General features: G+C 33.8%; 29 protein-coding genes and 1 riboswitch. Of the genes, 4 read left to right on the top strand and 25 right to left on the bottom strand.

Annotated features, from left to right (window positions below):
- Positions 1 to 97: 97 nt before the first annotated feature.
- From cshA to JV528_RS07725, 3 genes are all read right to left on the bottom strand, one after another.
- The gene (gene cshA, locus JV528_RS07735) at positions 98 to 1618 is read right to left on the bottom strand and encodes a degradosome RNA helicase CshA (protein ID WP_001178942.1); all 1521 of its coding nucleotides are present in this window, start codon (positions 1616 to 1618) and stop codon (positions 98 to 100) included.
- A 516-nt stretch (positions 1619 to 2134) separates the two neighbouring features.
- On the bottom strand, positions 2135 to 3493 hold the full coding sequence (locus JV528_RS07730; protein WP_000611455.1) for a UDP-N-acetylmuramoyl-tripeptide--D-alanyl-D-alanine ligase: 1359 nt from the start codon (positions 3491 to 3493) through the stop codon (positions 2135 to 2137).
- A gap of 14 nt (positions 3494 to 3507) precedes the next feature.
- Entirely contained in the window at positions 3508 to 4578 is a 1071-nt protein-coding gene (locus JV528_RS07725; RefSeq protein WP_000159631.1) for a D-alanine--D-alanine ligase, read from the bottom strand.
- 317 nt (positions 4579 to 4895) lie between these two features.
- On the opposite strand from JV528_RS07725, the gene JV528_RS07720 reads away from it, so the two are divergent.
- The gene (locus tag JV528_RS07720) at positions 4896 to 6098 is read left to right on the top strand and encodes an FtsW/RodA/SpoVE family cell cycle protein (protein WP_204177628.1); all 1203 of its coding nucleotides are present in this window, start codon (positions 4896 to 4898) and stop codon (positions 6096 to 6098) included.
- 266 nt (positions 6099 to 6364) lie between these two features.
- Here the strand turns inward: JV528_RS07720 and JV528_RS07715 are convergent, their stop codons facing one another.
- The 3 genes from JV528_RS07715 to csoR form a co-directional block, all read right to left on the bottom strand.
- On the bottom strand, positions 6365 to 6502 hold the full coding sequence (locus tag JV528_RS07715) for an Lmo0850 family protein (protein WP_000828354.1): 138 nt from the start codon (positions 6500 to 6502) through the stop codon (positions 6365 to 6367).
- 127 nt (positions 6503 to 6629) lie between these two features.
- Complete coding sequence (csoZ, locus tag JV528_RS07710) at positions 6630 to 6839, bottom strand: putative copper chaperone CsoZ (RefSeq protein ID WP_000581796.1); 210 nt, start codon at positions 6837 to 6839, stop codon at positions 6630 to 6632.
- Positions 6840 to 6850: 11 nt separating this feature from the next.
- Positions 6851 to 7144, bottom strand: a complete 294-nt coding sequence (gene csoR, locus JV528_RS07705) for a copper-sensing transcriptional repressor CsoR (RefSeq protein ID WP_000138932.1) — start codon at positions 7142 to 7144, stop codon at positions 6851 to 6853.
- Positions 7145 to 7309: 165 nt separating this feature from the next.
- On the opposite strand from csoR, the gene cls reads away from it, so the two are divergent.
- Together cls and JV528_RS07695 are read left to right on the top strand one after the other, a co-directional pair.
- Entirely contained in the window at positions 7310 to 8794 is a 1485-nt protein-coding gene (gene cls, locus JV528_RS07700) for a cardiolipin synthase (protein ID WP_000571549.1), read from the top strand.
- A 27-nt stretch (positions 8795 to 8821) separates the two neighbouring features.
- On the top strand, positions 8822 to 9469 hold the full coding sequence (locus JV528_RS07695; protein ID WP_204177630.1) for an HD domain-containing protein: 648 nt from the start codon (positions 8822 to 8824) through the stop codon (positions 9467 to 9469).
- A gap of 744 nt (positions 9470 to 10213) precedes the next feature.
- Here the strand turns inward: JV528_RS07695 and yidC are convergent.
- From yidC to JV528_RS07660, 7 genes are all read right to left on the bottom strand, one after another.
- Complete coding sequence (gene yidC, locus JV528_RS07690) at positions 10214 to 11086, bottom strand: membrane protein insertase YidC (protein ID WP_000725802.1); 873 nt, start codon at positions 11084 to 11086, stop codon at positions 10214 to 10216.
- 85 nt (positions 11087 to 11171) lie between these two features.
- Positions 11172 to 11813, bottom strand: coding sequence for a thiamine phosphate synthase (gene thiE, locus JV528_RS07685; RefSeq protein ID WP_000483160.1), 642 nt, complete (start codon positions 11811 to 11813; stop codon positions 11172 to 11174).
- A gap of 1 nt (position 11814) precedes the next feature.
- Complete coding sequence (gene thiM / locus JV528_RS07680; RefSeq protein WP_204177631.1) at positions 11815 to 12606, bottom strand: hydroxyethylthiazole kinase; 792 nt, start codon at positions 12604 to 12606, stop codon at positions 11815 to 11817.
- Entirely contained in the window at positions 12590 to 13420 is an 831-nt protein-coding gene (gene thiD / locus JV528_RS07675; protein ID WP_000594952.1) for a bifunctional hydroxymethylpyrimidine kinase/phosphomethylpyrimidine kinase, read from the bottom strand. The genes thiM and thiD overlap by 17 nt, the downstream gene beginning before the upstream one ends.
- On the bottom strand, positions 13413 to 14102 hold the full coding sequence (gene tenA / locus JV528_RS07670) for a thiaminase II (protein ID WP_000396067.1): 690 nt from the start codon (positions 14100 to 14102) through the stop codon (positions 13413 to 13415). Before tenA ends, thiD begins: the two co-directional genes overlap by 8 nt.
- 79 nt (positions 14103 to 14181) lie before the next feature.
- A riboswitch (TPP riboswitch) is annotated at positions 14182 to 14284 on the bottom strand.
- A 204-nt stretch (positions 14285 to 14488) separates the two neighbouring features.
- Positions 14489 to 15184 carry a lytic transglycosylase SceD gene (gene sceD, locus JV528_RS07665; RefSeq protein WP_000751999.1) on the bottom strand — a complete coding sequence of 232 codons (696 nt, stop codon included), beginning with the start codon at positions 15182 to 15184 and terminating at the stop codon, positions 14489 to 14491.
- A 388-nt stretch (positions 15185 to 15572) separates the two neighbouring features.
- Positions 15573 to 15968 carry a single-stranded DNA-binding protein gene (locus tag JV528_RS07660; RefSeq protein ID WP_000932694.1) on the bottom strand — a complete coding sequence of 132 codons (396 nt, stop codon included), beginning with the start codon at positions 15966 to 15968 and terminating at the stop codon, positions 15573 to 15575.
- A gap of 193 nt (positions 15969 to 16161) precedes the next feature.
- On the opposite strand from JV528_RS07660, the gene JV528_RS07655 reads away from it, so the two are divergent.
- Positions 16162 to 16602 carry a YwpF-like family protein gene (locus JV528_RS07655; RefSeq protein ID WP_000846746.1) on the top strand — a complete coding sequence of 147 codons (441 nt, stop codon included), beginning with the start codon at positions 16162 to 16164 and terminating at the stop codon, positions 16600 to 16602.
- Between the two features lie 56 nt (positions 16603 to 16658).
- On the opposite strand, the gene fabZ is transcribed toward JV528_RS07655, so the two are convergent.
- The 12 genes from fabZ to JV528_RS07595 all read right to left on the bottom strand — a co-directional run bounded on the left by fabZ (position 16659) and on the right by JV528_RS07595 (position 26363).
- Positions 16659 to 17099, bottom strand: a complete 441-nt coding sequence (fabZ, locus tag JV528_RS07650; RefSeq protein ID WP_000447678.1) for a 3-hydroxyacyl-ACP dehydratase FabZ — start codon at positions 17097 to 17099, stop codon at positions 16659 to 16661.
- 33 nt (positions 17100 to 17132) lie between these two features.
- Positions 17133 to 18398, bottom strand: a complete 1266-nt coding sequence (murA, locus tag JV528_RS07645; RefSeq protein ID WP_000358002.1) for a UDP-N-acetylglucosamine 1-carboxyvinyltransferase — start codon at positions 18396 to 18398, stop codon at positions 17133 to 17135.
- Between the two features lie 110 nt (positions 18399 to 18508).
- A complete protein-coding gene (locus JV528_RS07640) occupies positions 18509 to 18742 on the bottom strand; it encodes a DUF1146 family protein (RefSeq protein ID WP_000384523.1) in 234 nt (77 codons plus the stop codon).
- A 620-nt stretch (positions 18743 to 19362) separates the two neighbouring features.
- A complete protein-coding gene (locus JV528_RS07635) occupies positions 19363 to 19767 on the bottom strand; it encodes a F0F1 ATP synthase subunit epsilon (RefSeq protein ID WP_001094394.1) in 405 nt (134 codons plus the stop codon).
- Positions 19768 to 19786: 19 nt separating this feature from the next.
- Positions 19787 to 21199, bottom strand: coding sequence for a F0F1 ATP synthase subunit beta (gene atpD, locus JV528_RS07630; protein ID WP_000511135.1), 1413 nt, complete (start codon positions 21197 to 21199; stop codon positions 19787 to 19789).
- 21 nt (positions 21200 to 21220) lie between these two features.
- A complete protein-coding gene (atpG, locus tag JV528_RS07625; RefSeq protein WP_000157603.1) occupies positions 21221 to 22087 on the bottom strand; it encodes an ATP synthase F1 subunit gamma in 867 nt (288 codons plus the stop codon).
- A 30-nt stretch (positions 22088 to 22117) separates the two neighbouring features.
- On the bottom strand, positions 22118 to 23626 hold the full coding sequence (gene atpA, locus JV528_RS07620; protein WP_000974881.1) for a F0F1 ATP synthase subunit alpha: 1509 nt from the start codon (positions 23624 to 23626) through the stop codon (positions 22118 to 22120).
- A 21-nt stretch (positions 23627 to 23647) separates the two neighbouring features.
- Complete coding sequence (locus tag JV528_RS07615; protein WP_000241343.1) at positions 23648 to 24187, bottom strand: F0F1 ATP synthase subunit delta; 540 nt, start codon at positions 24185 to 24187, stop codon at positions 23648 to 23650.
- Complete coding sequence (locus JV528_RS07610) at positions 24187 to 24708, bottom strand: F0F1 ATP synthase subunit B (RefSeq protein ID WP_000140679.1); 522 nt, start codon at positions 24706 to 24708, stop codon at positions 24187 to 24189. The genes JV528_RS07615 and JV528_RS07610 overlap by 1 nt, the downstream gene beginning before the upstream one ends.
- 198 nt (positions 24709 to 24906) lie before the next feature.
- Positions 24907 to 25119 carry a F0F1 ATP synthase subunit C gene (atpE, locus tag JV528_RS07605; protein WP_001048816.1) on the bottom strand — a complete coding sequence of 71 codons (213 nt, stop codon included), beginning with the start codon at positions 25117 to 25119 and terminating at the stop codon, positions 24907 to 24909.
- Between the two features lie 42 nt (positions 25120 to 25161).
- Positions 25162 to 25890 carry a F0F1 ATP synthase subunit A gene (gene atpB / locus JV528_RS07600; protein WP_000349655.1) on the bottom strand — a complete coding sequence of 243 codons (729 nt, stop codon included), beginning with the start codon at positions 25888 to 25890 and terminating at the stop codon, positions 25162 to 25164.
- A 20-nt stretch (positions 25891 to 25910) separates the two neighbouring features.
- Positions 25911 to 26363: an ATP synthase subunit I gene (locus JV528_RS07595; RefSeq protein ID WP_078061117.1), complete on the bottom strand. Its 453-nt coding sequence runs from the start codon at positions 26361 to 26363 to the stop codon at positions 25911 to 25913.
- Positions 26364 to 26402 lie beyond the last annotated feature (39 nt).

Raw genomic sequence — 26402 nt, 5'->3', positions numbered from 1 at the left:
CCTTTAAAACGTTAGTACTTTGATATCTACAGAGAATCAGTTATTGAAAACAAAAAAGAGCTCAAGACATTACATCTTTAAGCTCTTGATCTATAAATTATTTTTGATGGTCAGCAAATGTGCGACCTTTCATAGGTCTGCTTCCACCGCTGCTCTTCTCTTTACGGTCAAATTTTTTTGTACTTTTCTTCTTACTTGAGTATCCTTTTGAACGTTTACTCTTACTGTCAAATTTAGGATTACCACGCTTACTATTTCTGTTACGAGAACCACTTGGTTTACCGTTACGGCCTTTGCGAGATAATGGTTTTTCAAAAGTTAATTGAACTTCAACTTCATCGTTCGCTTCTACTAACTCTTGTAAAAGTGCAGCAACTAAATCAACATCGTTATATTCATTTAACAACTCTGTAGAAATGCGTTTCAAGCGTGATTCTGACTCTTTAGACATCCAGTTTTCAACTTTTTCTTTGATGTCATCTTCACGTGCTTGAAGTACTTCTTTACGATGTGGTGGACGAAGTGCGCTCATTTTTCTACCATTAGCATCTTCAATTTGTCTAATGTAATCCATTTCAATTGGATTTACAAATGTTACCGCGATACCTTCTTTACCAGCACGACCCGTACGACCAATACGGTGTGTATAGCTTTCAGTATCTTGAGGTATATCAAAGTTATAAACATGACTCACACCAGAAATATCTAGTCCTCTTGCTGCTACATCAGTAGCGACTAAAATATTAATTTGGTCATTTTTAAATTTCTTTAATACTTCTAAACGTTTCGCTTGTGTAATATCACCATGTAAGCCTTCAGCTTTATATCCTTTAGAAATCAAAGCACTTGTTAATTCATCAACACGACGTTTTGTACGTCCGAATACGATTGCTAATTCAGGTTGATGAACATCTAGGAAATTTGTAAATGTATCAAATTTCTCTAATTCTTTAACAATTGTATAGAATTCTTCGATTTGTGGATCAGACATTTCATTATTCATTGTCTTAATGATTTTTGGTGATTTCATAAATTGTTGTACTAAAGCTTGGATTGCTTTAGGCATTGTAGCTGAGAACAACATTGTTTGACGTTGTACTGCTGGAATTTTATCCATAATAAATCTCATATCATCGATGAATCCCATATTCATCATTTCATCAGCTTCATCTAAAATCAAAGTATGAATTCCGTCCGTTTTTAATGTGCGACGATTTAAATGGTCGATAACACGCCCAGGTGTTCCGACTACGATTTGTGGGCCTTTTTTCAAGGCTTTAATTTGGCGTTCGATAGGCATACCACCGAATACAGTAACAACTTGGACACCTTGTCCACGGCTAAATTCTCTTAATTGTTCAGCTACCTGCATTGCCAATTCTCTTGTAGGTGCTAAAATCAACGATTGAACCCCTTGTTTCCCTACTACTTTCTCAATTAAAGGAATACCGAATGCTCCTGTTTTACCTGTACCGGTTTGAGCTTGCCCAAGGATATCAATTCCTTGTAACGCATAAGGGATACTGTCTTTTTGGATAGGTGTCGGCTCTTTAAATCCCATTGATTCAAGTGACTGAACCGTATTATCCGAAATCCCTAGTTCTTTAAAATTTTGCAAAATAATTCTCCTTTTTACCTGTTTATTTCTCAATATACTTTTGCATATAAGTTCATTAATATTTCATCAACTTCTATATAGTACCACCAAAAAAATTTAATCGCAATAAAGCAATTTGCGAATATTTATTAGAATCACATTAATTGATTGTCATATTTTTGTCAAAAAGCTAGCATTAGATAAGATGTAAGCGTTACGCATCATTCGAATAATCATTATAAAAAATTTTTTATAAAATACGTATATCGTTAACATTCCACAACAAATTTTACTGAAACACATGTGAAATTAGACATTATAATACTACATCTTTTTGTAAAATATTATATAAACATTCAAACTACTTCCTATATAAAGTGTGTACATAGAATTAACCTTGATTTAGTTTCAAATTTTTAGATTTAACATAAAAAGAAAAAGGTAATTTTGTATTTACACACAAAACCACCTCTTCTTTGTAATCTTTTAGTATTAATTCAAATCATTTTTATAAGTAAAAGGTCGCTCGACTAATCTCTATGAAATTAAAGCATTTACGACTTCTTCTAACTTCATACCACGTGATCCTTTAACTAATACACGATCATGCGCTTTTAAATCATTTGTTAAAACTTCTATCATATCGTCTTTAGAATTGAAGTGTTGTGCTTTTTCGACATGTTGCTGGCCCGAATCATAAATATACTTTGCTTCATTACCAAACGTATACAACACATCTATATGCTTTTCTTCTAAATAATTACCTACACCGATATGCATTTCTTTGCTATTTTCACCTAATTCTAAAACATCTCCTAAAATTAGAATGCGACGCCCTGTCAAAGTACTCAGTGTATCAATAGCTGCTCTCATACTTGTAGGACTTGCATTATAGGCATCATTTATCACAGTAATATCATTTTCTAATGTGTGTTGCTCCATACGCATACCAGTTAAGCTGACATTTTTTAAATTTTGATAGATTGTGTTATATGTCAAACCTAATTCATGACCAACCGCAATGGCAATCGTCGCATTTTTCATATTATGCTTTCCTAATATTGGCAGATCATAATGTTCTTTATTATTAATCGTAAATGAAATACCTGTAGTATCTCTATCATCAACAGAACAAACTAATGCATTATCAGTAGCAACACCAATACTAATACATTTTGCATTTTCAACTTCTTTAACATGCGGTTTCAATAATGGTTCATCGCCATCATATATAAACGTACCATTATCTTTTAGACCTATTGTAATTTCAGATTTAGCTTTAGCAATCCCCTCGCGCGAACCTAAATCTTGCATATGTGACTCACCAATATTAGTTATAACTGCAATATCTGGTTGAGCGAGGTTTGACAGAAATTCAATTTCATGGAAACCTGACATCCCCATCTCCAATATTGATATTTCAGTATCATTATCTAATTCCAAAATAGTTAAAGGTAAACCAATTTCATTATTGTAATTACCTTGCGTTTTCTTAACTTTAAATTCGGTATGCAATACACTTTCAATCATATCTTTAGTCGTTGTTTTACCATTAGATCCTGTGACGGCAATTACTTTAGGGTTTACATGTCTCAAGTAAGCTTGTGCCAATTGTTGTAATGCCGTTAATGTGTCTTCAACCCATATAATAGGCCCGCTTACATTTTCATCTATAGGTGTCCCTCTTTGATAAAAAGCAGCTCCAGCACCATCTTGTAATGCTTTAGAGACAAAGCGATGACCGTCAACATTTTCACCTTTAAATGGTATAAATAACATATTTTTAGAAATTGCTCGTGAATCAATTGTGACTCCATTTATCTCTTGATTTATAAATTGATCTTCAATTTCACAAGGAATCCATGATTGAATTTGCTTTAATGTAACATTAATCATAATAACAACCTCAGTTAGTCAATTTTGTATTTATTTTTCTGTTTATCCTGGTGACGTTCTTTAGCAAGCTCGATAAGTTTTGTAATCAATTCTGGATAAGATAAGCCCATATTTTCCCATAACTTTGGATACATACTGAAAGCCGTAAATCCAGGCATTGCATTTGTTTCATTAATATATATTTGGTTGTCTTCTGTTACAAAGAAATCAGCACGGACTAAACCAGAACAATCTGTCGCTTTGAATGCCTCTAATGCCATATTTCTAAGCGTTAATTGAACATCTTCGTCTAAGTCAGCTGGAATTTGTAATTGAACCTTACCATCTTTATATTTTGATTTGTAATCGTAAAACGCGACATCTTTTACGACTTCACCTGGCCATGTCGCTTCAGGATAGTCATTTCCTAAAACTGCTACTTCAATTTCACGTGCGTTAACGCCTTGTTCAATAACAAGCTTACGGTCAAATTGGAATGCTTCTTTAATACCTTCTTTAAGTTCCGCTTCATTATTACATTTACTGATACCTACACTTGACCCTAAGTTAGCAGGTTTAACAAAGACTGGGTAATTTAATTTATCATTTACTAATTTTAAAATGTTATGTTCATATTTTTCATATTCAGAACGTAAGAAACTAATATAAGGTAACTGTGGTAATCCTCGATGTTCAAATAATTGTTTCATTACAAGTTTGTCCATAGAACTTGCAGCTGACAATACACCATTTCCTACATATGGTACATCCAAAACTTCAAAAAGCCCTTGAATCGTGCCATCTTCACCATTAGGACCATGTAATAATGGGAATACTGCATCGTATGGTTGTCCTGAACTACTTTCTTTCAATAGCTGTGAAATCTCAAGCGCCTCTCCATTTTCTAAATGAAGCTCATCAGTAGATTTAATTTCAGCTGTAATATTATTTTGCTTTCTCCAATCACCATCATTGGTAATATAAATGATATCAACATGATATTTGTCTTTATCTATTGCATTTAATACATTTTGTGCTGTCAGAATCGATACTTCGTGTTCTGCACTTTTCCCTCCAAAAACGATACAAATATTTTCTTTTGTCATTTCGTTTTCCTCCAATGATATATCAGGGTTTGCTACCTTAATATAAATTAATATTGATTTAGTCCAATTGTTAATTGATTTATTCGCATCTTTGAATCTTAATAGTATCACATTTTAATGCTATTTTGCATTTTAAAAACGAGGCGTTATGTGTCTGTATCTATGTTGATTCATTTATAATCAGAACAATATTCCCTTCTATTTTATTCCTAATTCAAATTGAAATCTATAGCTGATATCACTGTGATATTCTAGCTAATTTTTAAAAAGTCATGTAAAATTGATATAAACATTAGTGAGTATAAAAGGAGTTTGCAATGAATTATTCATCTCGTCAACAGCCGGATAAGCATTGGCTTCGCAAAGTAGACTGGGTATTAGTAGCCACTATAGCTGTTTTAGCAATTTTCAGTGTTCTGCTTATTAACTCGGCAATGGGCGGTGGTCAATACAGTGTTAATTTCGGTATCAGACAAATTTTTTATTACATTTTAGGTGCGATTTTTGCAGGTATCATCATGTTTATTTCACCTAAAAAGATTAAACATTATACATATTTATTGTATTTCTTAATCTGTCTATTATTAATAGGCTTGCTCGTTATTCCTGAGTCACCTATTACACCTATTATCAATGGTGCCAAAAGTTGGTACACGTTTGGCCCAATCAGTATTCAGCCATCTGAATTCATGAAAATTATTTTAATTTTAGCATTAGCGCGTGTCGTTTCTAGACATAATCAATTCACATTTAATAAATCATTCCAAAGTGATTTGTTATTATTTTTCAAAATTATTGGTGTCTCGTTAGTACCAAGTATTTTAATATTACTGCAAAATGACCTAGGAACTACATTAGTATTAGCTGCAATTATTGCAGGTGTGATGTTAGTAAGTGGTATAACATGGCGTATCTTAGCACCTATCTTTATTACAGGTATTGTTGGTGCAATGACAGTCATTTTAGGTATTCTATATGCACCCGCATTAATTGAAAATTTATTAGGTGTCCAACTGTATCAAATGGGACGAATCAATTCATGGCTTGACCCCTATACATATAGTAGTGATGATGGCTATCATTTAACTGAATCACTTAAAGCTATCGGTTCTGGACAGTTACTAGGTAAAGGATATAATCACGGTGAGGTTTATATACCTGAAAATCATACTGACTTTATCTTTTCAGTGATTGGAGAGGAACTTGGTTTTATCGGTTCTGTCATATTGATCTTAATATTTTTATTTTTAATCTTCCATCTAATAAGATTAGCTGCGAAAATTGAAGATCAATTTAACAAAATCTTTATCGTTGGTTTCGTCACTTTACTTGTGTTCCATATTTTACAAAATATTGGTATGACAATTCAGTTGTTACCAATCACTGGTATTCCATTACCATTTATTAGTTATGGTGGTAGTGCGCTATGGAGTATGATGACTGGAATAGGTATAGTCTTATCAATTTATTATCATGAACCAAAACGATATGTAGATTTATATCATCCGAAAAGTAATTAATTTAAACTATTTTGAGTTTCTAATATCATAACTTTTCAAGATGACGTTATATAGTCTATTTATGTCGTCGATTTAAAATGTCATATATAGATATTACTCGATAATAACAATCATCCCTCTTTGAAGTTCACATTGTAAAATGTACACTCTAAAGAGGGATTTTGTTATATAGTACTTGCTTTCATTTTAGTAAATACAGTCAAAAAAGCTATCATCGAATAGTCCGACGATAGCTTTAACGGTGTGTGATTCACAATCACAGTCAATTATTTTAATTCGTGACTTACTTTATTAGATGCTGGCAAAGTATTAATAATGTCTAAACGAGATTTAGTTTTTTTAATATTCACACCTAATGATGACAATAGTTTGACTACATTTTGAATCTTTTCAGGACGTTTCATTATTATCACCTCGTTTGGATCGCTTTCAATATTATCTTACCCTATTCGACATACCTTTACTACATCATTTACAAATTTTTTAATTTATTTTCAAAATTAAAATCTATAGCGCACTCTACATTATACCCTAAAATACAATTTTGTATCCTTCATCATAGATTTCTTTTTCAATACTATTCAAATTTGCTGGTGTCTCATACGATACAGTTACTTGACCGTCTATTATATTAATATTCACTTGATGAACACCTATCATATTTGAAATGCGTTCTGTCAATTGACTTACTTGTTCTTCTGTTTCAATTCCCGATGTGTAAATCGTATTTTGATGTATCATCTTAAACTCCTTTAGTCTTTAATCAATTTTTGAAAAGTCACTAATAACTCTTCCATTGCCTCTTCCTGAGCACCTTGATTAACTTTATTCATAATACAACTTTTCATATGTTGTTCTAATAACTTTATCGCAACACTGTTTAATGCCGAACGTGTCGCTCTTATTTGCGTAAGGACATCATCACAATAGACATCTTCTTCAATCATGCGATTAATCGCTCTCACTTGTCCTTCAATTCGATTTAAACGTGATTTAAGATTCGTTTTTATTTGTTCAGAATGATGTGCATTATCTTGTTCAGTCATAGCATTCACTCCTTCATTTACATTCCTTACTATACTATATCCCATAAAACACAACGTCAACACAAAGTGTGTTTTTCAAACTAAATTGTCATGATATTTAAATTGCTTCATGATACAATTAATAAGATATACTACTCGTTTAAGATTTTCGATGGGAGGTTTCAAATGATAGAGTTATTATCCATTGCACTCAAGCATTCTAATATTATTTTAAATTCAATATTTATTGGTGCATTTATTTTAAACTTATTATTCGCCTTTACCATTATTTTCATGGAAAGACGTTCTGCCAATTCTATCTGGGCTTGGTTACTAGTCTTAGTTTTCTTGCCTTTATTCGGCTTCATTTTATACTTACTATTAGGACGACAAATTCAACGTGACCAAATTTTCAAAATTGATAAGGAAGATAAAAAAGGATTAGAGTTAATCGTTGATGAACAATTAGCCGCTTTAAAAAATGAAAACTTTTCAAATTCCAATTATCAAATTGTAAAATTTAAAGAAATGATTCAAATGTTGTTATATAATAACGCAGCATTTTTAACAACAGACAACGATTTAAAAATATACACAGACGGCCAAGAAAAATTTGATGACTTAATACAAGACATCCGTAATGCTACTGATTATATTCATTTTCAGTACTATATTATTCAAAATGATGAATTAGGTCGTACCATTTTAAATGAACTTGGTAAAAAAGCGGAACAAGGTGTAGAAGTTAAAATTCTTTATGATGACATGGGTTCTCGTGGACTGCGTAAAAAAGGCTTACGCCCGTTTCGCAATAAAGGCGGACATGCTGAAGCATTTTTCCCATCAAAATTACCTTTAATTAACTTGCGTATGAACAATCGAAACCATCGAAAAATTGTTGTAATAGATGGGCAAATTGGATATGTTGGTGGTTTTAATGTTGGTGATGAGTACTTAGGTAAATCAAAAAAATTCGGCTATTGGCGAGATACGCATTTACGAATTGTCGGGGATGCAGTAAATGCATTGCAATTACGATTTATTCTAGATTGGAATTCACAAGCCACACGTGACCACATCTCCTATGATGATCGTTATTTCCCAGATGTAAATTCTGGTGGAACAATTGGCGTTCAAATAGCTTCTAGTGGTCCTGACGAAGAATGGGAACAGATTAAATACGGTTATTTGAAAATGATTTCATCTGCTAAAAAATCGATTTATATTCAATCTCCCTATTTCATACCTGATCAAGCCTTTTTAGATTCTATTAAAATTGCGGCATTAGGTGGTGTTGATGTCAATATCATGATTCCTAATAAACCTGACCATCCGTTTGTTTTTTGGGCTACTTTAAAAAATGCAGCATCCTTATTAGATGCTGGTGTTAAAGTATTTCACTACGACAATGGCTTTTTACACTCAAAAACACTTGTTATAGATGATGAAATTGCAAGTGTGGGAACAGCTAATATGGACCATCGCAGTTTCACATTGAATTTCGAAGTCAACGCCTTTATTTATGACCAACAAATTGCCAAAAAATTAAAACAAGCTTTTATAGATGATTTAGCAGTATCTTCTGAATTAACAAAAGCACGTTATGCTAAGCGAAGTCTTTGGATTAAATTTAAAGAAGGTATTTCACAATTATTGTCACCTATCTTATAAAATAGAAATATGAGGAGTGTAACTTTAATGCAACAATCAGACATCATTAGTGCAGCCAAAAAATATATGGAATCTATTCATCAAAATGATTATACAGGCCATGATATTGCGCATGTATATCGTGTCACAGCTTTATCTAAATCAATCGCTGAAAATGAAGGTGTTAATGATACTTTAGTCATTGAACTCGCATGTTTGCTTCATGATACCGTTGACGAAAAAGTTGTAGATGCTAACAAACAATATGTTGAATTGAAGTCATTTTTATCTTCTTTATCATTATCAACCGAAGATCAAGAGCACATTTTATTTATTATTAATAATATGAGTTATCGCAATGGTAAAAACGATCATGTCAATTTATCTTTAGAAGGTCAAATTGTCAGGGATGCAGATCGTCTTGATGCTATAGGCGCTATAGGTGTTGCACGAACATTTCAATTTGCAGGACACTTTGGTGAACCTATGTGGACAGAACATTTGTCACTAGATAAGATTAATGATGATTTAGTTGAACAGCTGCCACCATCTGCAATTAAACATTTCTTTGAAAAATTACTTAAGTTAGAATCTTTAATGCATACAGATACGGCGAAGATGATTGCTAAAGAACGTCACGACTTTATGATGATGTACTTGAAACAGTTTTTTACGGAATGGAATTATCACGACTAGACATTGGAGTTGTAGTATGATGATGCGATGTAATGGCGTATTGTTGTGGAAGCTTGGTGTCATGCCATGTTACTTTGATGTGCTGGTGCTACGATGCGACTTGATGTAGTGCTATGATGCGGCGTTGCGGTGTTATGGTGTTATGGTGTTATAGCCCGGTTTGGTGTTGATGCCATGCTACTTTGATGTGCTGTTGTGGAAGCTTGGTGTCATGCCATGCTACTTTGATGTGCTGGTGCTATGATGCGACTTGGTGTAGTGCTATGATGCGGCTTGATGTAGTGCAATGATGTGGCGTTGCGGTGTTATGGTATTATAGCCCGGTTTGGTGTTGATGCCATGCCGTTACGATTCTATGATATGTTGTCGGGACGTTGCAATGTGTATTTTGCCGTTGTGACTTTATTATTTCACACTGTTACATGTATTAGTGAATTGCTGTGGAAATGTTGCGACATATACTGCTACACTGATGAATCATTGTGTCAAGATGACATTGCAATGAAGAATAGCAATTCTGTTATTAACCACTTTTTACATACTGAAATCTCGTTAATATTATTTCAAATAAAAACAGCAGTAGGATGACTTTCACATTTGAAATCATCTTACTGCTGTTTCTATTTATCACATATTGTATAATGTGACACTATGTTTCGCTATTGAAGCGAAAAATAATGTGCGCCCTATAAAGTTAAAATTATCTTCAACTTTTAGGGGGCACATTATTTGGACTTGCTAAGGTTATTTCTTTTTCTTTTTAGACACTACTTGTGTGTTTTTGCCTTTTTTATTGCTGCCGCCGTTGTGCTCTCTTTCATACGCTTCAATGAAAGGTTGTACTTCTTTTTTAGCGACTTTTTCATAATAAATGTTTGCAAAGTGTGTTTGAACTACAAGGAACGCCGCACTGACTGACCAGTACAAACCAAGTGCTGATGCTGAGCTTAATGAAATCCAGATAATCATAATTGGTGAAATGACCATCATCATGTAACCCATTTGACGTTGTTCGTCTGGCATCGTTTTACTTGATACATATGCTTGGATAAAGTATAAAACACCGGCAATAATTGTAATCCAAATATCAGGACGTCCTAAATCGAACCATAAGAAGTGTGGATATTTAAACAAACCATCTACAAGTTGGTCTTTTAGTACAAAGTATAATCCCATGATGATTGGCAATTGGATTAGCATTGGTAAACAACCCAACATACTCTTAATCGGGTTCATGTCATACTTTTTATATACTTGCATTAATTCTTGGTTTGCAGCCATTTTTTCTTCTTGTGTACGCGCACGTTTCACTTTTTCTTGAATTTTTTCAACTTCTGGCTTTGCAACTTTCATTTTTTGACGCATCATATGACTATTTTTATAGTTTGACAACATGAATGGTAATAAAATAATACGAATTACCAATACAAGGATAATAATAGCTAAACCATAATTGTCGTTTAATAAGTTATTTCCCAACCAATCCAATACATTTTTCATTGGATCTACGAATGTATTGTAGAAAAACCCACTACGTTTTTCAGGTTTAGAATAGTCACAACCAGCCAAAAAGACCATAATACCTAAAAATAATGGTAGTAACGCTTTTTTCTTCATTTTTCCACCTCTATCATTATATTCACATAGGATTTATTCTATCACATTAATGAGTACGTATGAAACAATAAGTGGAAAAATTTAACTAATTATTAAAAAAATCTTTGAATCGATTAACAGTCTTTTCAATATTTTCACTTTTAGAAATGGCTGAAATGACTGAAATTCCATTGGCACCTGCTTCTACAATCGGCGCCACGTTACTAGTATTTATACCGCCAATAGCTACAATCGGTAGTTGCGGATTCATTTCTTTAAATGTTGCAATCATTTCTGGACCTACTGGTGTATGCGCGTCATGCTTTGACGGCGTAGGATAGATTGGTCCAACACCTATATAATCAACATGAGTTAAATCAGATTTTGCATACTCACCTAAATCACTAATACTTAGTCCAATAATTTTATCAGTGAAATATTGTGCTATCTCTTTGACTTTCGCATCATCTTGACCGACATGTATACCATCCGCGTTAATTTCTTTTGCCAAGGATACATCATCATTAACGATAAAAGGCACATCATATTGATGACAGAGATGCTGTAATTCTTTAGCTAATACAAGTTTATCGTTTCCTTTTAAAGCTGATTCACCCTTTTCTCGAAATTGGAAAAGTGTAATCCCTGCCTTTAATGCTGCTTCTAATACTTCATGAATAGTTCGATGACTCGGAACATCGGAGGTCCCACAAATAAAATACACATTTAGATACGATTGGTTAAACATATTATTCCACCTCTTGAATGCAAATCCGTTGTTGATAGGTTGTTTCATTTAAATGATATAACGTATCAAGCAACAATGGTGAAAACGTACCAGGACCACCACAATTTTCATTTTCAGCAGCTACCTCAGCAGCAATATTAAATATGCTTACCGCTTCAATTAACGCTTCTATGTCTGGTTCTGTTTCTCTAAATAAAAATCCAGCAATAACGCCTCCTAATAAACAACCAGCTCCAGTTACTCGTGCTAATAATGGAGATCCATTAGCTAATACGATGGCTTTATCACCTTGAACAATAACGTCCTCTTTACCTGTGATTACTATTGCAGTTTTATATATTGCGTAAGCCTTTTTCGCTATTGCAACCGCATCAAGATTAGCATCACTATCTGTACCTTTCATAGTTGCTGTATCGTCAATCAACGCTAATATTTCAGATGCATTGCCTTTAATTACTGATACTTTCGCTGATTTCAATAATAATTTACAAAATTGCTTTCGATATGTAGAAGCACCAACAGCTACAGGGTCAAATACAATAGGTAAGCCTGCCTCATTTGCCGTTTGAGCAATCGCAATAATATCTTGTTCATTTTGTGCTGTTAAAGTACCGATATTGATTAATAGCGCTTGTGCAACTTTGTAAAATTCTTCAGCTTCTTCGGGAGCTTCACTCATTGCAGGGCTCGCACCAATACTTAATAAACCATTCGCTGTAAAATTTTTAACTACATCGTTTGTATAACAAATTGTTAATGGGTTTTCAATACGTATTTTATTTAGATAATTCATCGTCTAATCCCTCTTTCTTTAAATATGCAAAATGATTCACTGGACCTCTACCACGGCCGATTTCAGGCGTATATTGTATACTCATTGAAATAAACTTTTTAGCCTTGTGTACAGCCTCAAATAATGGTCTACCTTTTGCAAGTTCTGCCGTTATAACTGCTGAAAATGTACACCCTGTTCCATGCGTATGTTTTGTTTTAAATCGTTCATTTTCAAATGTTTGAACATCTTCTTTAGTAAATAAATAATCTTTTGCTATATCAGTATCATTTGAATGACCGCCTTTAATGATGACACCTTTACTACCAATATCATTAATAAAGATGCGGCCAGCCTGCATAATTTTTTCTTCACTATCAATGGTTAGTCCCGTTATTTCTTCAGCTTCTGGTAAATTCGGTGTTACTACATCAGCTAATGGCAATAACGTATGCTGCAAGTTTTGTTTTGTGTCATTATCCATTAATGAATCACCGCTTTTCGCCAACATAACAGGATCAATTACATACGGAATAGATTCATGTTGCATTAAATAATGACGAATCGTTTCCATAGTATCTGCTGTAGCAATCATCCCCGTTTTAATAGCATGCGGTAAGGTATCATTGAAGACACTATCAAGTTGTTCATCTACCCATTGATGATTTAAATTATGAATATGTTGTACGCCCAATGTATTTTGAGCAACAATACTTGTAACGACACCCATACCATATACACCACATGAATGAAATGATTTTAAATCAGCCATTACGCCGGCACCACCTGTTGGATCAGTACCTGCAATGGTTAATGCTATTTTAGGTTTAATCATTTACTTTCCCTCCAAATTCCCATTGTTCTAGTGTCATAGCCATATTGAAAAATCGACGCTCATGTATGCAACTTTCTAAAAATACTTGCTTCACTTGTTCCAATTCCTTGTCAGACATTGATTCGGCTAATTTATTCATTAATGCCTCAAATACGTTAATTATGTCATCCATTTCAGTACTATAAAAATCAAACCATTTTGCCGTATCTTTTTCTCTATTAAGCTTATGATCACTTTGAGAGCGCTTAGCTAATTCTGCATAAATATATGGACAAGGTGCCATTGCAGCAATTGTATAAATAGCATTTTCACGACTATGCGCTTGGAAATACATATGTTTTATGTAATGGTCGCCACTTGGAGGCCAAACTTTTGTTTTAATGATTTCTTCGTATGATTCACCAACAATTTGCGCTAAAATATCATGCGCAAGTACTTCACCTTCAACCATAAATTCTATTTGCTCTACTAAAAATTTTACGTCATTCATGCTATTCATTTTTGGAATTAACAAAGCATATAAGTTTGTAAATTCTTTTAAATAAGCTGCATCAGCTTGTAAATAGTGACGTAATGCATCAGCTTGTATATTGCCTAATAACATTTTTTGAATAAAGTCATCCTCATAAATATCATTAATGATTGGCTTTGCAGCTTGGTACAATTTTTGTGAAAATTCCATTGTAAAAAATCCTCCCTAAATAAAAAAACTACTTCCAACATGAAAGTAGTTTGATGGCAATGTTGCTATACTAGCCCCATCACTTCAATAACTACTTTCCTACGTTGGTACTAACCAAATCAGGTCATAAGGGTCTGAACAGTTCATCTCAGCCATATCATTAGGCTCCCCTAGTAGTTCCTTAGTATTCAATTGCAAATTAATCTTAGCAAACGGTTTCAACATTTTCAATTATTGTTGCTCAGTTGTATTATTATCTTTAAATAATAATTCTATAATTATATATATTTGCGAAATAAAAAAGACCGGAACATATCGAGAATTCCCCGATATATTCCAATCTAAAAGTTACTTATATAACTATTGGTTAGCTATGCATAAATGGCTTATGCAGTAACCCAATGTCCAGCGCCACCAGTGTTATATAATTTTACTGCTGCGGCATCTTGAACACTTTCAGGAGCATTTGCTGGTGATACACCTTTGTATTTAGCAGGTGCTACTGAATCCCAAGTTGATTGTAAGAATTGATACTTACCAGCTGCACCTGATGTTGGATTTACAGCATGAATATTGCCACCTGATTCACGTTGAGCAATTTGTTTTAGATGATCATTCACATTTACTGATGAACCTTCTGATGCTTTTGATTCAGTTGGTGTTGCAGTAACTTGTGAATTGTTTGATGTTGATGCTTGTGGTTGTTGAGTTTGAGCATTTTGTGGTGCTTCAACTTCTTGTGATTGTACTTGATTAGCTTGATTAGCTGATGGTGCAACATTATTAGTTGCAGGTGCTTGTGCACTCATGTCTGCTCCATTAGCACCTGTTGCATGGTAATTCCAAGCAAAGTGTGTACCATCTGATTCAAAGTGATAAGTAAACCCTTCATAGTCAAATGTATAATTATAAGCGCCAGCTTCAATTGGTTTTTGATTTAATGTTTGATCATTTGATTGCGCCATTTGCGCTAAAGATGCTTTATTTAAGTCCGCTTCACTTGCATGGGCTTCGTGACCTGCATTTCCTGCTACGATTCCTAAACCTACTGCTAATGATGATGCGAGTAATGTTTTCTTCATAATCTTAAAATCCTCCTACAAGTAATTTGTTTCTCTAAAAGTTTTACAGAGACTACTGTAACATCTGTAAAATCCGTGCAGGTTACAACAAAATAAAAAAATAGCCTTGTTTTTTACACAGTGATTACAACGAAATCCCCCATAATTTCAGATATGATTCTATCGAGAATTGTTATGACAGTAAAAATGTTTTTCATTTGCAATTTTTTATGTAATCGTTTTGCAATCTATGTCTATTTTCTATTAGAAAAACTACACAAAAAGACGACCTACACAACAGTACTAGTCATGTAAGTCGTTTTTAAGTGAGTATATTTCAAGTTAATTAGATCTATAAAAAATTTAGGATGGATTAAATGTATATTAAGGATGTTTAGGATAATTGGATTTAAATTTCTAATAAGTCATGATTATCTATATTTTGAGAGTCAATATCTAAAATACTATCTGAGAGAATTTCATTATTTTGGGATTTAGGGGACATAAATTTTATTGTTTCAACATATAATTCAGTGACAAAGTGTGTTTGTCCGTCTTTATCATACTTTCTTGATCTCATTTGACCAGTTATACCAACCAATGTACCTTGATTAGTATATTTTTCTATATTAGAAGCTAACTTGCCAAATGCTTTACAGAATAAGTAATCACAGACGATTTCTCCATTTTCATCTTTATAATTTCGGTGCGTTGCAACACAAAACGTTGCAATTTTTCTATCCTCCTTTTCAAATATTTGTGCGTCTTTCGTCAGTCTCCCGACAATTACGATTTTATTTAGCATGTAGTGTGTGATTCACCTCCTATGCCTATATCTTAATTACTAGCTTAAAAATGGTCAAAATGGCAAATTTTATATAATTAATAGCTATAGCATCTCGTTATTTGTTATATTTAAAGAAATTAGTCATGAAATGACCTTAATTCTTCTAATTAATTCAAAAATCATAAATATTAAACTAATGGGATGTGGGAATATGAAAACTTTTAAAGCAGTAAGGTTTCAAATTGTAAATGAACACGGCAGAATTATAGAATATGAATTAGAAGATGGCGTAATAATTAATAAAGAGGAAAGTGGCACGGGTTGGTTGCTTGAAATTGTCATTTCTAATGAGCATTATGAAACATTTAAGGAATATCAAGACAATGAACAGTTATTGGATATTCGTGTCGTCATCACGCGTCCAGCCAATGATCCAGCTTTATTTGAATCTACTGTGAAAAGTATTAAAAATTTTAAAACAACAATGTCTATCGTATTTGAATGTCATATTTACACTTTACGTCAACAGTATGCTGAAAGTTTATTAGAACAACTTATTGATGATGGATTATCTGGTGAAGAATTAAAAAAATCATTTAATCGAATGATGCAGTCTAAACCAAAGTTAAAGGATGAAAAATTAGAAGAGTAAAATAAAAAACATTCAAAGATTATGCCAACACATTAAATCTTTGAATGTTTTTTGTTTTATTTTACATCTTGAATTGCAAATGTAAGTTCACAACTACAAGCAAGTTGACCATCGACAGTAGCTTTAGCATTACCTTTACCGATTGGTCCTTTAATTTTAGTGATTTCTACTTCCAACGTTAAAGTATCACCAGGTACTACTTGACGTTTAAAACGACATTTATCAATACCAGCAAATAAAGCGATTTTACCTTTATTTTCTTCACTATTTAAAATAGCTACCGCACCTGTTTGAGCTAACGCTTCTGTAATTAATACACCTGGCATTACCGCATACTCAGGAAAATGTCCTTGAAAGAACGGTTCGTTTCCTGATACTTGTTTAATAGCTACACAACGTTGACCTTCTTCATATTCAACTACTTTATCAATTAATAAAAATGGCTGTCTGTGAGGTATAATTTGTTTAATTTGGTTATAATCAAAAATTGTTTCCATGGTTGAAATCCTCCATTATATTAATTTACTGAATTAATCGTTAATACGTTCAATGTCTGCACCTAATTGCTTCAATTTGCCATGTAAGTCAACATATCCTCTATCTAAATGATTCAATTCAGTGACACTTGTTTTACCATCAGCAACTAATCCAGCTAAAATTAAGGCTGCTGCTGCTCTTAAATCAGTCGCTTTAACTTGCGCACCTTGCAATTGACTTTTGCCTTCAAGTTTTGCACTGCGACCTTCAACATTGATGTTCGCGTTCATACGTTTGAACTCTGCAACATGCATAAAACGATTTTCAAATACAGTTTCAGTTACTACTTTATGTCCGTTTGCTGTTAATAATAATGCCATCATTTGTGACTGCATATCGGTTGGGAAACCAGGATGCGGTAATGTTTTGATGTCAACAGGCTGTAAATCTCCTTCAGCTCTTACACGAATGCCGTCTTCTTGATAGTCCAATTCAACGCCCATTTCTTCTAATTTATACACTAAACTAGCCATATGTTCTTTGATTGCACCACGTACAAAAATATCGCCACGAGTAATGGCACCAGCGATTAGTAATGTGCCTGCTTCAATTCTATCTGGAATGATAGCATGTTCTACACCATGTAATGATTCTACACCATTGATTGTAATTGTGTCTGTACCAGCACCAGTAATTCTACCGCCCATTTCATTAATGTAGTTTGCTAAATCGACAATTTCAGGTTCTTTAGCTGCATTTTCAATTAAAGTCTTACCCTTAGCTAATGATGCTGCCATAATAATATTTTGTGTTGCTCCTACACTTGGAAAATCTAAATGAATTGATGTACCTTTTAATCCATCTTTAGCATTAGCATAAATATTACCATTTTCAAGATGAATTTCTGCGCCTAAAGCTTCAAAACCTTTAATGTGTTGCTCAATCGGTCTACTTCCAATTGCACAACCACCAGGCAATGCAACAATAGCATGTCCTAGTCTTGCTAAAAGAGGTCCCATAACTAAAATACTTGCACGCATTTTACTAACATATTCATATGGTGCCTCTTCATTTAGAGTCTTTGTTGCATCAACGACAACAGCGTTTTCGTCCTTTTTGTATGTAACGTCAGCATTTAAGGTTGTTAATACATTATTTATTGTTTCTACATCACTTAAAGCTGGAACATTAACTAATTTGCTCGGTTTATCAGAAGCTAATAAAGATGCTGTCAATATTGGTAATACTGCATTTTTAGCACCTTCTACTTTAACTTCACCCGTTAATTTATTTCCACCTTTGATAACTATTTTATCCATCGTAAATCCTCCACTTAGAACTCCTATTACTTTACATTTCCCTATTTTAAAATTATTTTAAGTCATTATTTAATTATATCTAGTTTTGATTACAAATCATAGAGTTAGACTTATTTTATTAAATATTTTACCTGCGTCGAGTATTGTAACAAATCTACAATAAAATTGCTTACTGCAGTGCCTAATAAAATAGCAACAAATATCATACACACTTGTAATTGAGTGGCGTATCCTTTTTTAAAAAATTGATCTAATCTAATTGATTGTAAAGCCCAATAGGCAATACAAATACATACAACATGTAACACTAAATGGATAACTGCATATTGTCCGATATAATCCATTTTATCACCTCATAAGATTACTGTATTACATTGTACATGAAAAATTTAAATAATGATACAAAGTTTAATACCCGTTTTTAGTAAAGTTTAAGCTAACTTACTATATAATTCTTTTTACATAAATATCATAACTATAAAGTATCTTGGCATGAAAAAATGTAGCTACTTTCAAAAAATGAAACGTCGACTGTAGAAGTGGTGAAAAGAAATTTTGATTTTAGCAATCTATTAGTGATTGTAAAAAGTAAAACTATTCTTGAGAGTCGGACATAAATCAATGTCTAGACTCTATAGTGTTATATTTGGCAGTAGTTGACGGGGCCCCAACACAGAAGCTGGCGGAAAGTCAGCTTACATTAATGTGCAAGATGGGGGCGGGGCCCCAACACAAAGAAATACTTTTTCTTTAGAAATTAGTATTTCTTATACATGAGTTTTACTCATGTATTCCTATTTTTAAATACACATTAGCTGTGTTTAATAATAAGGAACCACTACATCATAAATCTTTAATGGTTCTTTATCAATTCCTTCTCCCCTCTCAAGTTTTGTATTTTTAAATCAATATAATTCAAAAAAAGGGTCGAAGATATGAAATCACATCTTCGACCCTTTATTTACTATTTTAATTCAGCCACACGCAAACGGTTATTTGCTCTCTCTAAAGCTCTTTCGGCTCTATGAATATCAGTATTGTCGTCATCATTTTCCAAGTGAGACTCTGCTCTTGCTTTGGCTAATTTAGCTCTTTCAACATCAATTTCTCTTGCAGTTTCTGCAGTCTGAACAATGATTGAAACTTTATCTTTTCTAACTTCAACAAAGCCATCGCTTACAGCAATATACTCAGTTCCATCGTGAAATTTCACTTTTACAAAGCCTGTTTTTAAAGCAGCTACAGTTGGAATATGTCCACTCATGACACCTATCTCACCAGCTGTTGTTTGCATAACAACGAGTTCAACATTATCACGATTGTAAACAGAACCATTAGGAGTGACAATATCTAGGTTTAATGTATTCATTATCCATTCCTCCTAATTGTTATACTTCAACACCCATATCTTTAGCTTTTGCAATAACATCATCCATGCTACCAACTAAACGGAATGCATCTTCTGGAATATGATCATATTTACCATCTAAGATATCTTTAAAGTTTGCAACTGTTGTCTTAACAGGTACATAAGAACCTTTTTGACCAGTAAATTGTTCCGCTACGTGGAAGTTTTGAGATAAGAAGAATTGAATTCTACGTGCGCGTTCAACTGTTTGTTTATCTTCATCAGATAATTCGTCCATACCTAAGATAGCAATGATATCTTGTAATTCACGGTATTTTTGAAGTGTTGATTGTACATCACGAGCTACTTCATAATGTTCTTGACCTACAATTGATGGTTCCAATGCTCTTGATGTAGACGCTAATGGATCCACGGCTGGATAAATACCCATTTCAGTTAATTTACGTTCTAAGTTTGTAGTTGCATCTAAATGGGCAAACGCTGTCGCTGGCGCTGGGTCAGTATAGTCATCGGCAGGTACGAATACCGCTTGAATAGAAGTAACTGATCCTTTAGTTGTAGACGTAATACGTTCTTGTAATTGTCCCATTTCAGTAGCAAGTGTTGGTTGGTAACCTACTGCAGAAGGCATACGACCTAATAATGCAGATACCTCAGAACCAGCTTGTGTAAATCTGAAAATGTTATCGATGAATAATAATACGTCTTGACCTTGTTCGTCACGGAAATATTCAGCCATTGTTAAACCAGATAATGCAACACGCATACGTGCACCAGGTGGCTCATTCATTTGCCCGAATACCATGGCTGTTTTCTTAATTACACCACTGTCACTCATTTCGAAGTATAAATCGTTACCTTCACGAGTACGTTCACCTACACCGGCGAATACAGAAATACCACCGTGCTCTTGAGCGATGTTGTTAATTAATTCTTGGATTAATACTGTTTTACCTACACCGGCACCACCGAACAATCCGATTTTACCACCTTTAATATAAGGTGCTAGTAAATCTACTACTTTAATACCTGTTTCTAAAATTTGAACTTCTGTTGAAAGTTCATCGAATGCTGGTGCTTGACGATGGATAGGATCGCGTCGAACAGAATCACTAATTTCTTCTTTAAGGTCAATTGTTTCACCTAGTACATTAAATACACGACCTAATGTTTCGTCACCAACAGGTACACTAATTTCTTTGCCTGTATCTTTTACATCCATGCCTCTTTGGACACCATCAGTTGAATCCATCGCAATTGTACGAACAACGTCGTCACCTAATTGCAGCGCAACTTCTAATGTTAGTTGTATTGTACCTTCTTCTTTAGGCACATCAATAACCAAGGCGTTATTAATTTTAGGAACTTCGTTATGTTCAAATCGAACATCAATTACAGGACCCATAACTTGAGTTACACGGCCAATTCCCATGCTATTTTCCTCCTTTAAATATTATTCAAGCGCTGCGGAACCACCAACAATTTCAGTAATTTGTTGCGTAATTTCTGCTTGTCTCGCTCTGTTATATTCTAATGATAAGTCATCAATAAGTTCAGTTGCATTATCAGTGGCATTTTTCATCGCAGTCATACGTGTTGCATGCTCACTTGCTTTTGCGTCTAATATTGTTCCGTAAATCAAACTCTCAACATATTGAGGCAAGATTACACTTAAGATAGATTCTTTATCTGGCTCAAATTCATAAGAAGACAAATGACCATGTCCCTTACTAGAATCCTCTTGAGATAATGGTAATACTTGTCTAGATGTAGGCTTGTTTTCAAGAACGCTGACATAATGACTATAGTATATATTTAATTCATCAATTTCTTCTTCACTGTATAAGTCTATAGCATGGTTAGCTAGTGCTTGAACAGATTTGAAAGAAGGTTGATCAGGTACGTCTACTTGAGAATACTCAATGTCATAACCTCTATTTTTTAGGAAATCAACACCTTGTTGCCCTAAAACTACAATACTGTATTCGCTACTATCTTGATGTTTCGCTTCAATATCAGTAATCAATTTTTTAAGCACGTTTGCACTATATGCACCTGCTAAACCTTTATCACTCGTGATAACTAAATATCCACTTCTAGTAATTTTACGAGGTCTTAGCATTGGATGGTTTGTATTGCTACTTGCCCCTGCAACTGCAGTAATTGCATCTTGCATTTTATCCATATATGGTGTGAATTGTTTTGTATTTTTTTCAGCTCTACGAAGTTTTGAACTTGATACCATGTTCATCGCTTTCGTAATCTGCTTCATTTTTTTGGTTGATTTTATTCGAGTATCTATTTCTTTAAGAGAAGCCACTATCTCACCACCTTATACTAAACTTGTTTATTATTCAGATTTGCTAAAGCTTTTTTTGAATTCGTTAATTGCTGTGTCAAACTTCTCAGCATCTGGTAAGCCACCAGTTTCTCTGATTTCATTTAACAGTTCAGTAGCATTTGATTCTGCCCAGTGGTTTAACTCGTCTTCAAAACGTGTGATATCTACAACTGGAATATCATCTAAATATCCTTTTGTTAATGCATAAATAATCAACACTTGGTGTTCAACTGGTAATGGTTTGTTTTGATCTTGTTTTAAGACTTCAACAGTACGTTTACCACGTTCTAATTTACTTGCAGTAAATTCATCAAGGTCTGAACCGAATTGTGCAAATGATTCAAGTTCTCTGTATGACGCTAAGTCAAGACGTAACGTACCAGCAACTTTCTTCATTGCTTTAATTTGTGCAGATCCACCAACACGAGATACAGATTGTCCGGCATTAATCGCTGGTCTTACACCTGAGAAGAATAAATCAGATTGTAAGAAGATTTGTCCATCTGTAATTGAAATAACGTTTGTTGGTACATAAGCTGAAATATCACCAGCTTGTGTTTCGATAATTGGTAATGCAGTAATTGAACCGCCACCTAAGTCATCGTTTAATTTTGCTGCTCTTTCTAATAATCTACTATGTAAGTAGAATACGTCACCTGGGTATGCTTCACGACCTGGAGGTCTACGTAATAATAATGATAACTCACGATAAGCTGCTGCTTGTTTAGTTAAATCATCATAAACGATTAAAACATGTTTACCGTTAAACATGAATTCTTCACCCATTGTTACACCTGAATATGGTGCAATATATAATAATGGAGAAGGTTCAGAAGCTGATGCTGCTACAACAATAGTGTAGTCTAAAGCGCCTGCTTGTCTTAACTTTTCAACATTTGCTCTTACTGTTGAATCTTTTTGACCAATAGCAACATAGATACAAATCGTACCTTGATCTTTTTGGTTCAAAATTGTGTCAATTGCAATTGTTGTTTTACCTGTTTGACGGTCACCGATGATCAACTCACGTTGACCTCTACCAATTGGTACTAAAGCATCAATTGCTTTGATACCTGTTTGTAATGGCTCATCTACTGATTTACGATCCATTACACCAGTAGCTTTTTTCTCTACTGGACGTGTTTTAGTTGTGTTAATCGGTCCTTGTCCATCAATAGGTTGTCCTAATGGATTAACAACTCTTCCGATTAGTTCTTCACCTACTGGTACTTCCATGATACGACCAGTACGTTTAACTTCGTCACCTTCAGTAATACCTGTGTATGGTCCTAAAATAACCACACCCACGTTTGACTCTTCAAGGTTTTGGGCTAAACCAAGTACGCCGTTATGGAATTCTACTAGCTCACCAGCCATAACGTCATTTAATCCGTGAATTAATGCAATACCATCACCAATTTGTAATACAGTACCTACATCAGTTACGGACATTTCTGACTCATAATTTTCAATTTGTGAGCGAAGTAATGCACTGATTTCTTCAGCTTTTATGGCCATCTATGTCACTCCTCTTTATAATTAATTAACTCTTCTAAATTTTCTTTGTAATTGGACAAGATCATTTCTAACACTACCATCTAATACAGTTGTGCCGACTTTAACTCTAAATCCACCAATTAAATCTGGATTAATTTTTGTATCTACAATAATTTTAGATAACTTCGTTTGTTGAGTTACTAGTTTGACAATCTTATCTAACTCTTCTTGACTCAATTCATATGTTGACTCAATTGTTGCAAAATCTTGATTGTAGTGTCCGTTATATAAGCTTTGGAACGCCTTGAATACGTCAGCTATTAATGAGATATGTCTATTATCTGCTAACACGTACATCATATTTTTAATGTATGGATTAATGTCAGTAAATACACCATTAATCAACTCACGACGTTGTTCTGCTGTTTGAGTTGGATTACTGTCAACCATTTTCAATTGCTCAATTTTATCTTTTACTGCTTCATTTATAACTGTTAATTCTTCATTAATAGTTTCTAAATTATTTGTATCTAATGACACGTCAAATAATGCTTTAGCATACTTGTTAGCTACTTTTACCATTATTTATCGCCTGCCTCTTTTAGATACTTGTCAACCAATGCTTTTTGGTCTTGTTCAGAAATTTCTTTTCTAAGAACTTTAGAAGCAATTAACACTGATAGTTCAGATACTTGATTATTAATATCTGCAATGGCACGTTCTTTTTGGCTATTGATTTCACTTTGTGCTGTTTCAATCATACCGTTTGCACGTACGTTTGCTTCATGAATAATTTGTTCTTGCTGTTGACGTGCTTGAACCTTAGCATCTTCTAAAATCTTTTGAACTTCTTCTTGTGTTTCTTTAAGTTTTTGTTTATTTTCTTCTTCAAGTTTCTGTGCATTTAACTTAGCTTGTTCTGCGTCATCGATATCTCTGTTAATATCTCTTTCACGTTTATCCATTACATCTTTCAATGGACCCCATGCGAACTTTTTAAGTAACGCAAGTAACACGATGAAAGTTAGGACCTGTACAATCACAGTACCCCACTCAACGCCTCCAGCTGCACCAAGAACGAATAAGTTAGCTGTTTCAGTCACGGGTTCATGACACTCCTTTCATTAAAATAATCGCTAGTGTTATATAGAAAAAAACGACGAGGTTAGGACCTACTGAATTTATGCGATAGGCATGGTGCGTTCATATCTCAACTATTTAATAAAGTTCAAAGATATTACTATATATGCATCATGAATTATGTCCTATGCGCTTTGTCCCGACCTCTTTTTATCTGTTAATTATCCAGCAAATGTCATGAATGCAATTACTACACCGATGATAGGTAATGCCTCAACTAAACCTACACCAATGAACATGATACCCATTAATTGACCACGTGCTTCTGGTTGACGTGCTACACCTTCAACTGTTCTTGAAACGATTAAACCGTTACCGATACCTGCTCCTAATGCTGATAAACCAATTGCGATTGCTGCTGCGATTAAATTCATAATTTAATTTCCTCCTGTGATTGTATATAATTATTGAAATTTTTAGTGTTCATCTGCCACTTTATGTGACATATAAACCATCGAAAGCATAATAAAGATATATGCTTGGATTGTTCCTACAAATATTGAAAATGCTTGCCAAACAATTAATCCTGGGATACTAATAATCCAACCCCATGCTGGTTCGTTAAAGAATAAGCCAGCAAGTAATGTTAATAGTATCTCACCTGCAAATATGTTACCGTACAAACGCAGACCAAGCGTTAATGTTGAAGTGAACTCTTCAAAAACATTAATAATTGCCAATGGCCAAAACGGCTGTACATAACCTTTAAGATATTGTTTCGTACCACGCATTTTAATTCCATAAAAGTGAGTTAACAGTATTATCGTTGTAGACAACGTTAAAGTCACTGTTGCATCAGCTGTTGGTGATTTCCACCACAATGTGTGATCTTTCGTTACTATAGAAAACGGAAGACCTAACATATTAGCTATAAAAATGTACAGAATCAGCGTTACTGCTAAGAAGTGGAATTGACCACCTTTTTTCCAAGCCATGTTACCTTCAATGATTCCCCTCACGAAATCAAAAATCCATTCAACGAAATTTTGTTTGCCAGTTGGTCTTTTTTTCAAATTACGCGTACAAATGATAGCAAGTAGAAAAACAAGAAACGCCGTAACAAGTATCATCAATATACTTGATAAATTGAAAACGATATCAAAACCGAATAAATTCCAACTCACGAGCGGGGATTTGTGATCCATAATCTCACCTCTTTCTTAATTTATTTGCTCACCTTTAGTAAAGGACGTATGATAACTACAACATATGAAATCATTAAACCAACAATTATACCGATTATACTTACATGCGCTTTATTAAAGTACCAAATCATACAGGCAATAATTGCAACTAAGTATCGCCACATATTTCCAGTTGAAATATGCAAAGTGTCTGGTCTTTTAGCTTTAGCTAAATAGCATTCAAAAATACATGTGTTGATTGCAGAACCAGTAACACCAATGATTAATCCTAAGATAAATGCATGGTGTGTATAAAGGTATAATCCTCCCAATATTATTATTAGATAAAAATAATATTGAATGAACTGTTTAAAAATGTTGTAGAAACGACTCATTTTATATGCCTCCGTGTGACTGATATCAATCATGAAAACCGTTCCACTCATACAAACTAAATGATAATATAGGCGATTTGTGGTGTCAATTCTATTCAAATTGTTGTAAAAAAATAAGCATAGTTAGACACAATTTAG

Origin of the sequence: Staphylococcus sp. GDB20D11A, assembly GCF_016893255.1 — a bacterium.
GTDB classification, from domain to species: domain Bacteria; phylum Bacillota; class Bacilli; order Staphylococcales; family Staphylococcaceae; genus Staphylococcus; species Staphylococcus aureus.
This window is presented reverse-complemented; position numbering and strand designations above follow the sequence as displayed.

Bases quoted from the DNA above. Each gene is read 5' to 3' on its own strand.
- JV528_RS07730 (WP_000611455.1), bottom strand. From the start codon at position 3,493: ATGATTAATGTTACATTAAAGCAAATTCAATCATGGATTCCTTGTGAA.
- JV528_RS07725 (WP_000159631.1), bottom strand. From the start codon at position 4,578: ATGACAAAAGAAAATATTTGTATCGTTTTTGGAGGGAAAAGTGCAGAA.
- JV528_RS07720 (WP_204177628.1), top strand. From the start codon at position 4,896: ATGAATTATTCATCTCGTCAACAGCCGGATAAGCATTGGCTTCGCAAA.
- JV528_RS07715 (WP_000828354.1), bottom strand. From the start codon at position 6,502: ATGAAACGTCCTGAAAAGATTCAAAATGTAGTCAAACTATTGTCATCA.
- csoZ (WP_000581796.1), bottom strand. From the start codon at position 6,839: ATGATACATCAAAATACGATTTACACATCGGGAATTGAAACAGAAGAA.
- csoR (WP_000138932.1), bottom strand. From the start codon at position 7,144: ATGACTGAACAAGATAATGCACATCATTCTGAACAAATAAAAACGAAT.
- cls (WP_000571549.1), top strand. From the start codon at position 7,310: ATGATAGAGTTATTATCCATTGCACTCAAGCATTCTAATATTATTTTA.
- JV528_RS07695 (WP_204177630.1), top strand. From the start codon at position 8,822: ATGCAACAATCAGACATCATTAGTGCAGCCAAAAAATATATGGAATCT.
- yidC (WP_000725802.1), bottom strand. From the start codon at position 11,086: ATGAAGAAAAAAGCGTTACTACCATTATTTTTAGGTATTATGGTCTTT.
- thiE (WP_000483160.1), bottom strand. From the start codon at position 11,813: ATGTTTAACCAATCGTATCTAAATGTGTATTTTATTTGTGGGACCTCC.
- thiM (WP_204177631.1), bottom strand. From the start codon at position 12,606: ATGAATTATCTAAATAAAATACGTATTGAAAACCCATTAACAATTTGT.
- thiD (WP_000594952.1), bottom strand. From the start codon at position 13,420: ATGATTAAACCTAAAATAGCATTAACCATTGCAGGTACTGATCCAACA.
- tenA (WP_000396067.1), bottom strand. From the start codon at position 14,102: ATGGAATTTTCACAAAAATTGTACCAAGCTGCAAAGCCAATCATTAAT.
- sceD (WP_000751999.1), bottom strand. From the start codon at position 15,184: ATGAAGAAAACATTACTCGCATCATCATTAGCAGTAGGTTTAGGAATC.
- JV528_RS07660 (WP_000932694.1), bottom strand. From the start codon at position 15,968: ATGCTAAATAAAATCGTAATTGTCGGGAGACTGACGAAAGACGCACAA.
- JV528_RS07655 (WP_000846746.1), top strand. From the start codon at position 16,162: ATGAAAACTTTTAAAGCAGTAAGGTTTCAAATTGTAAATGAACACGGC.
- fabZ (WP_000447678.1), bottom strand. From the start codon at position 17,099: ATGGAAACAATTTTTGATTATAACCAAATTAAACAAATTATACCTCAC.
- murA (WP_000358002.1), bottom strand. From the start codon at position 18,398: ATGGATAAAATAGTTATCAAAGGTGGAAATAAATTAACGGGTGAAGTT.
- JV528_RS07640 (WP_000384523.1), bottom strand. From the start codon at position 18,742: ATGGATTATATCGGACAATATGCAGTTATCCATTTAGTGTTACATGTT.
- JV528_RS07635 (WP_001094394.1), bottom strand. From the start codon at position 19,767: ATGAATACATTAAACCTAGATATTGTCACTCCTAATGGTTCTGTTTAC.
- atpD (WP_000511135.1), bottom strand. From the start codon at position 21,199: ATGGGAATTGGCCGTGTAACTCAAGTTATGGGTCCTGTAATTGATGTT.
- atpA (WP_000974881.1), bottom strand. From the start codon at position 23,626: ATGGCCATAAAAGCTGAAGAAATCAGTGCATTACTTCGCTCACAAATT.
- JV528_RS07615 (WP_000241343.1), bottom strand. From the start codon at position 24,187: ATGGTAAAAGTAGCTAACAAGTATGCTAAAGCATTATTTGACGTGTCA.
- atpE (WP_001048816.1), bottom strand. From the start codon at position 25,119: ATGAATTTAATCGCAGCAGCAATCGCAATTGGTTTATCAGCATTAGGA.
- atpB (WP_000349655.1), bottom strand. From the start codon at position 25,890: ATGGATCACAAATCCCCGCTCGTGAGTTGGAATTTATTCGGTTTTGAT.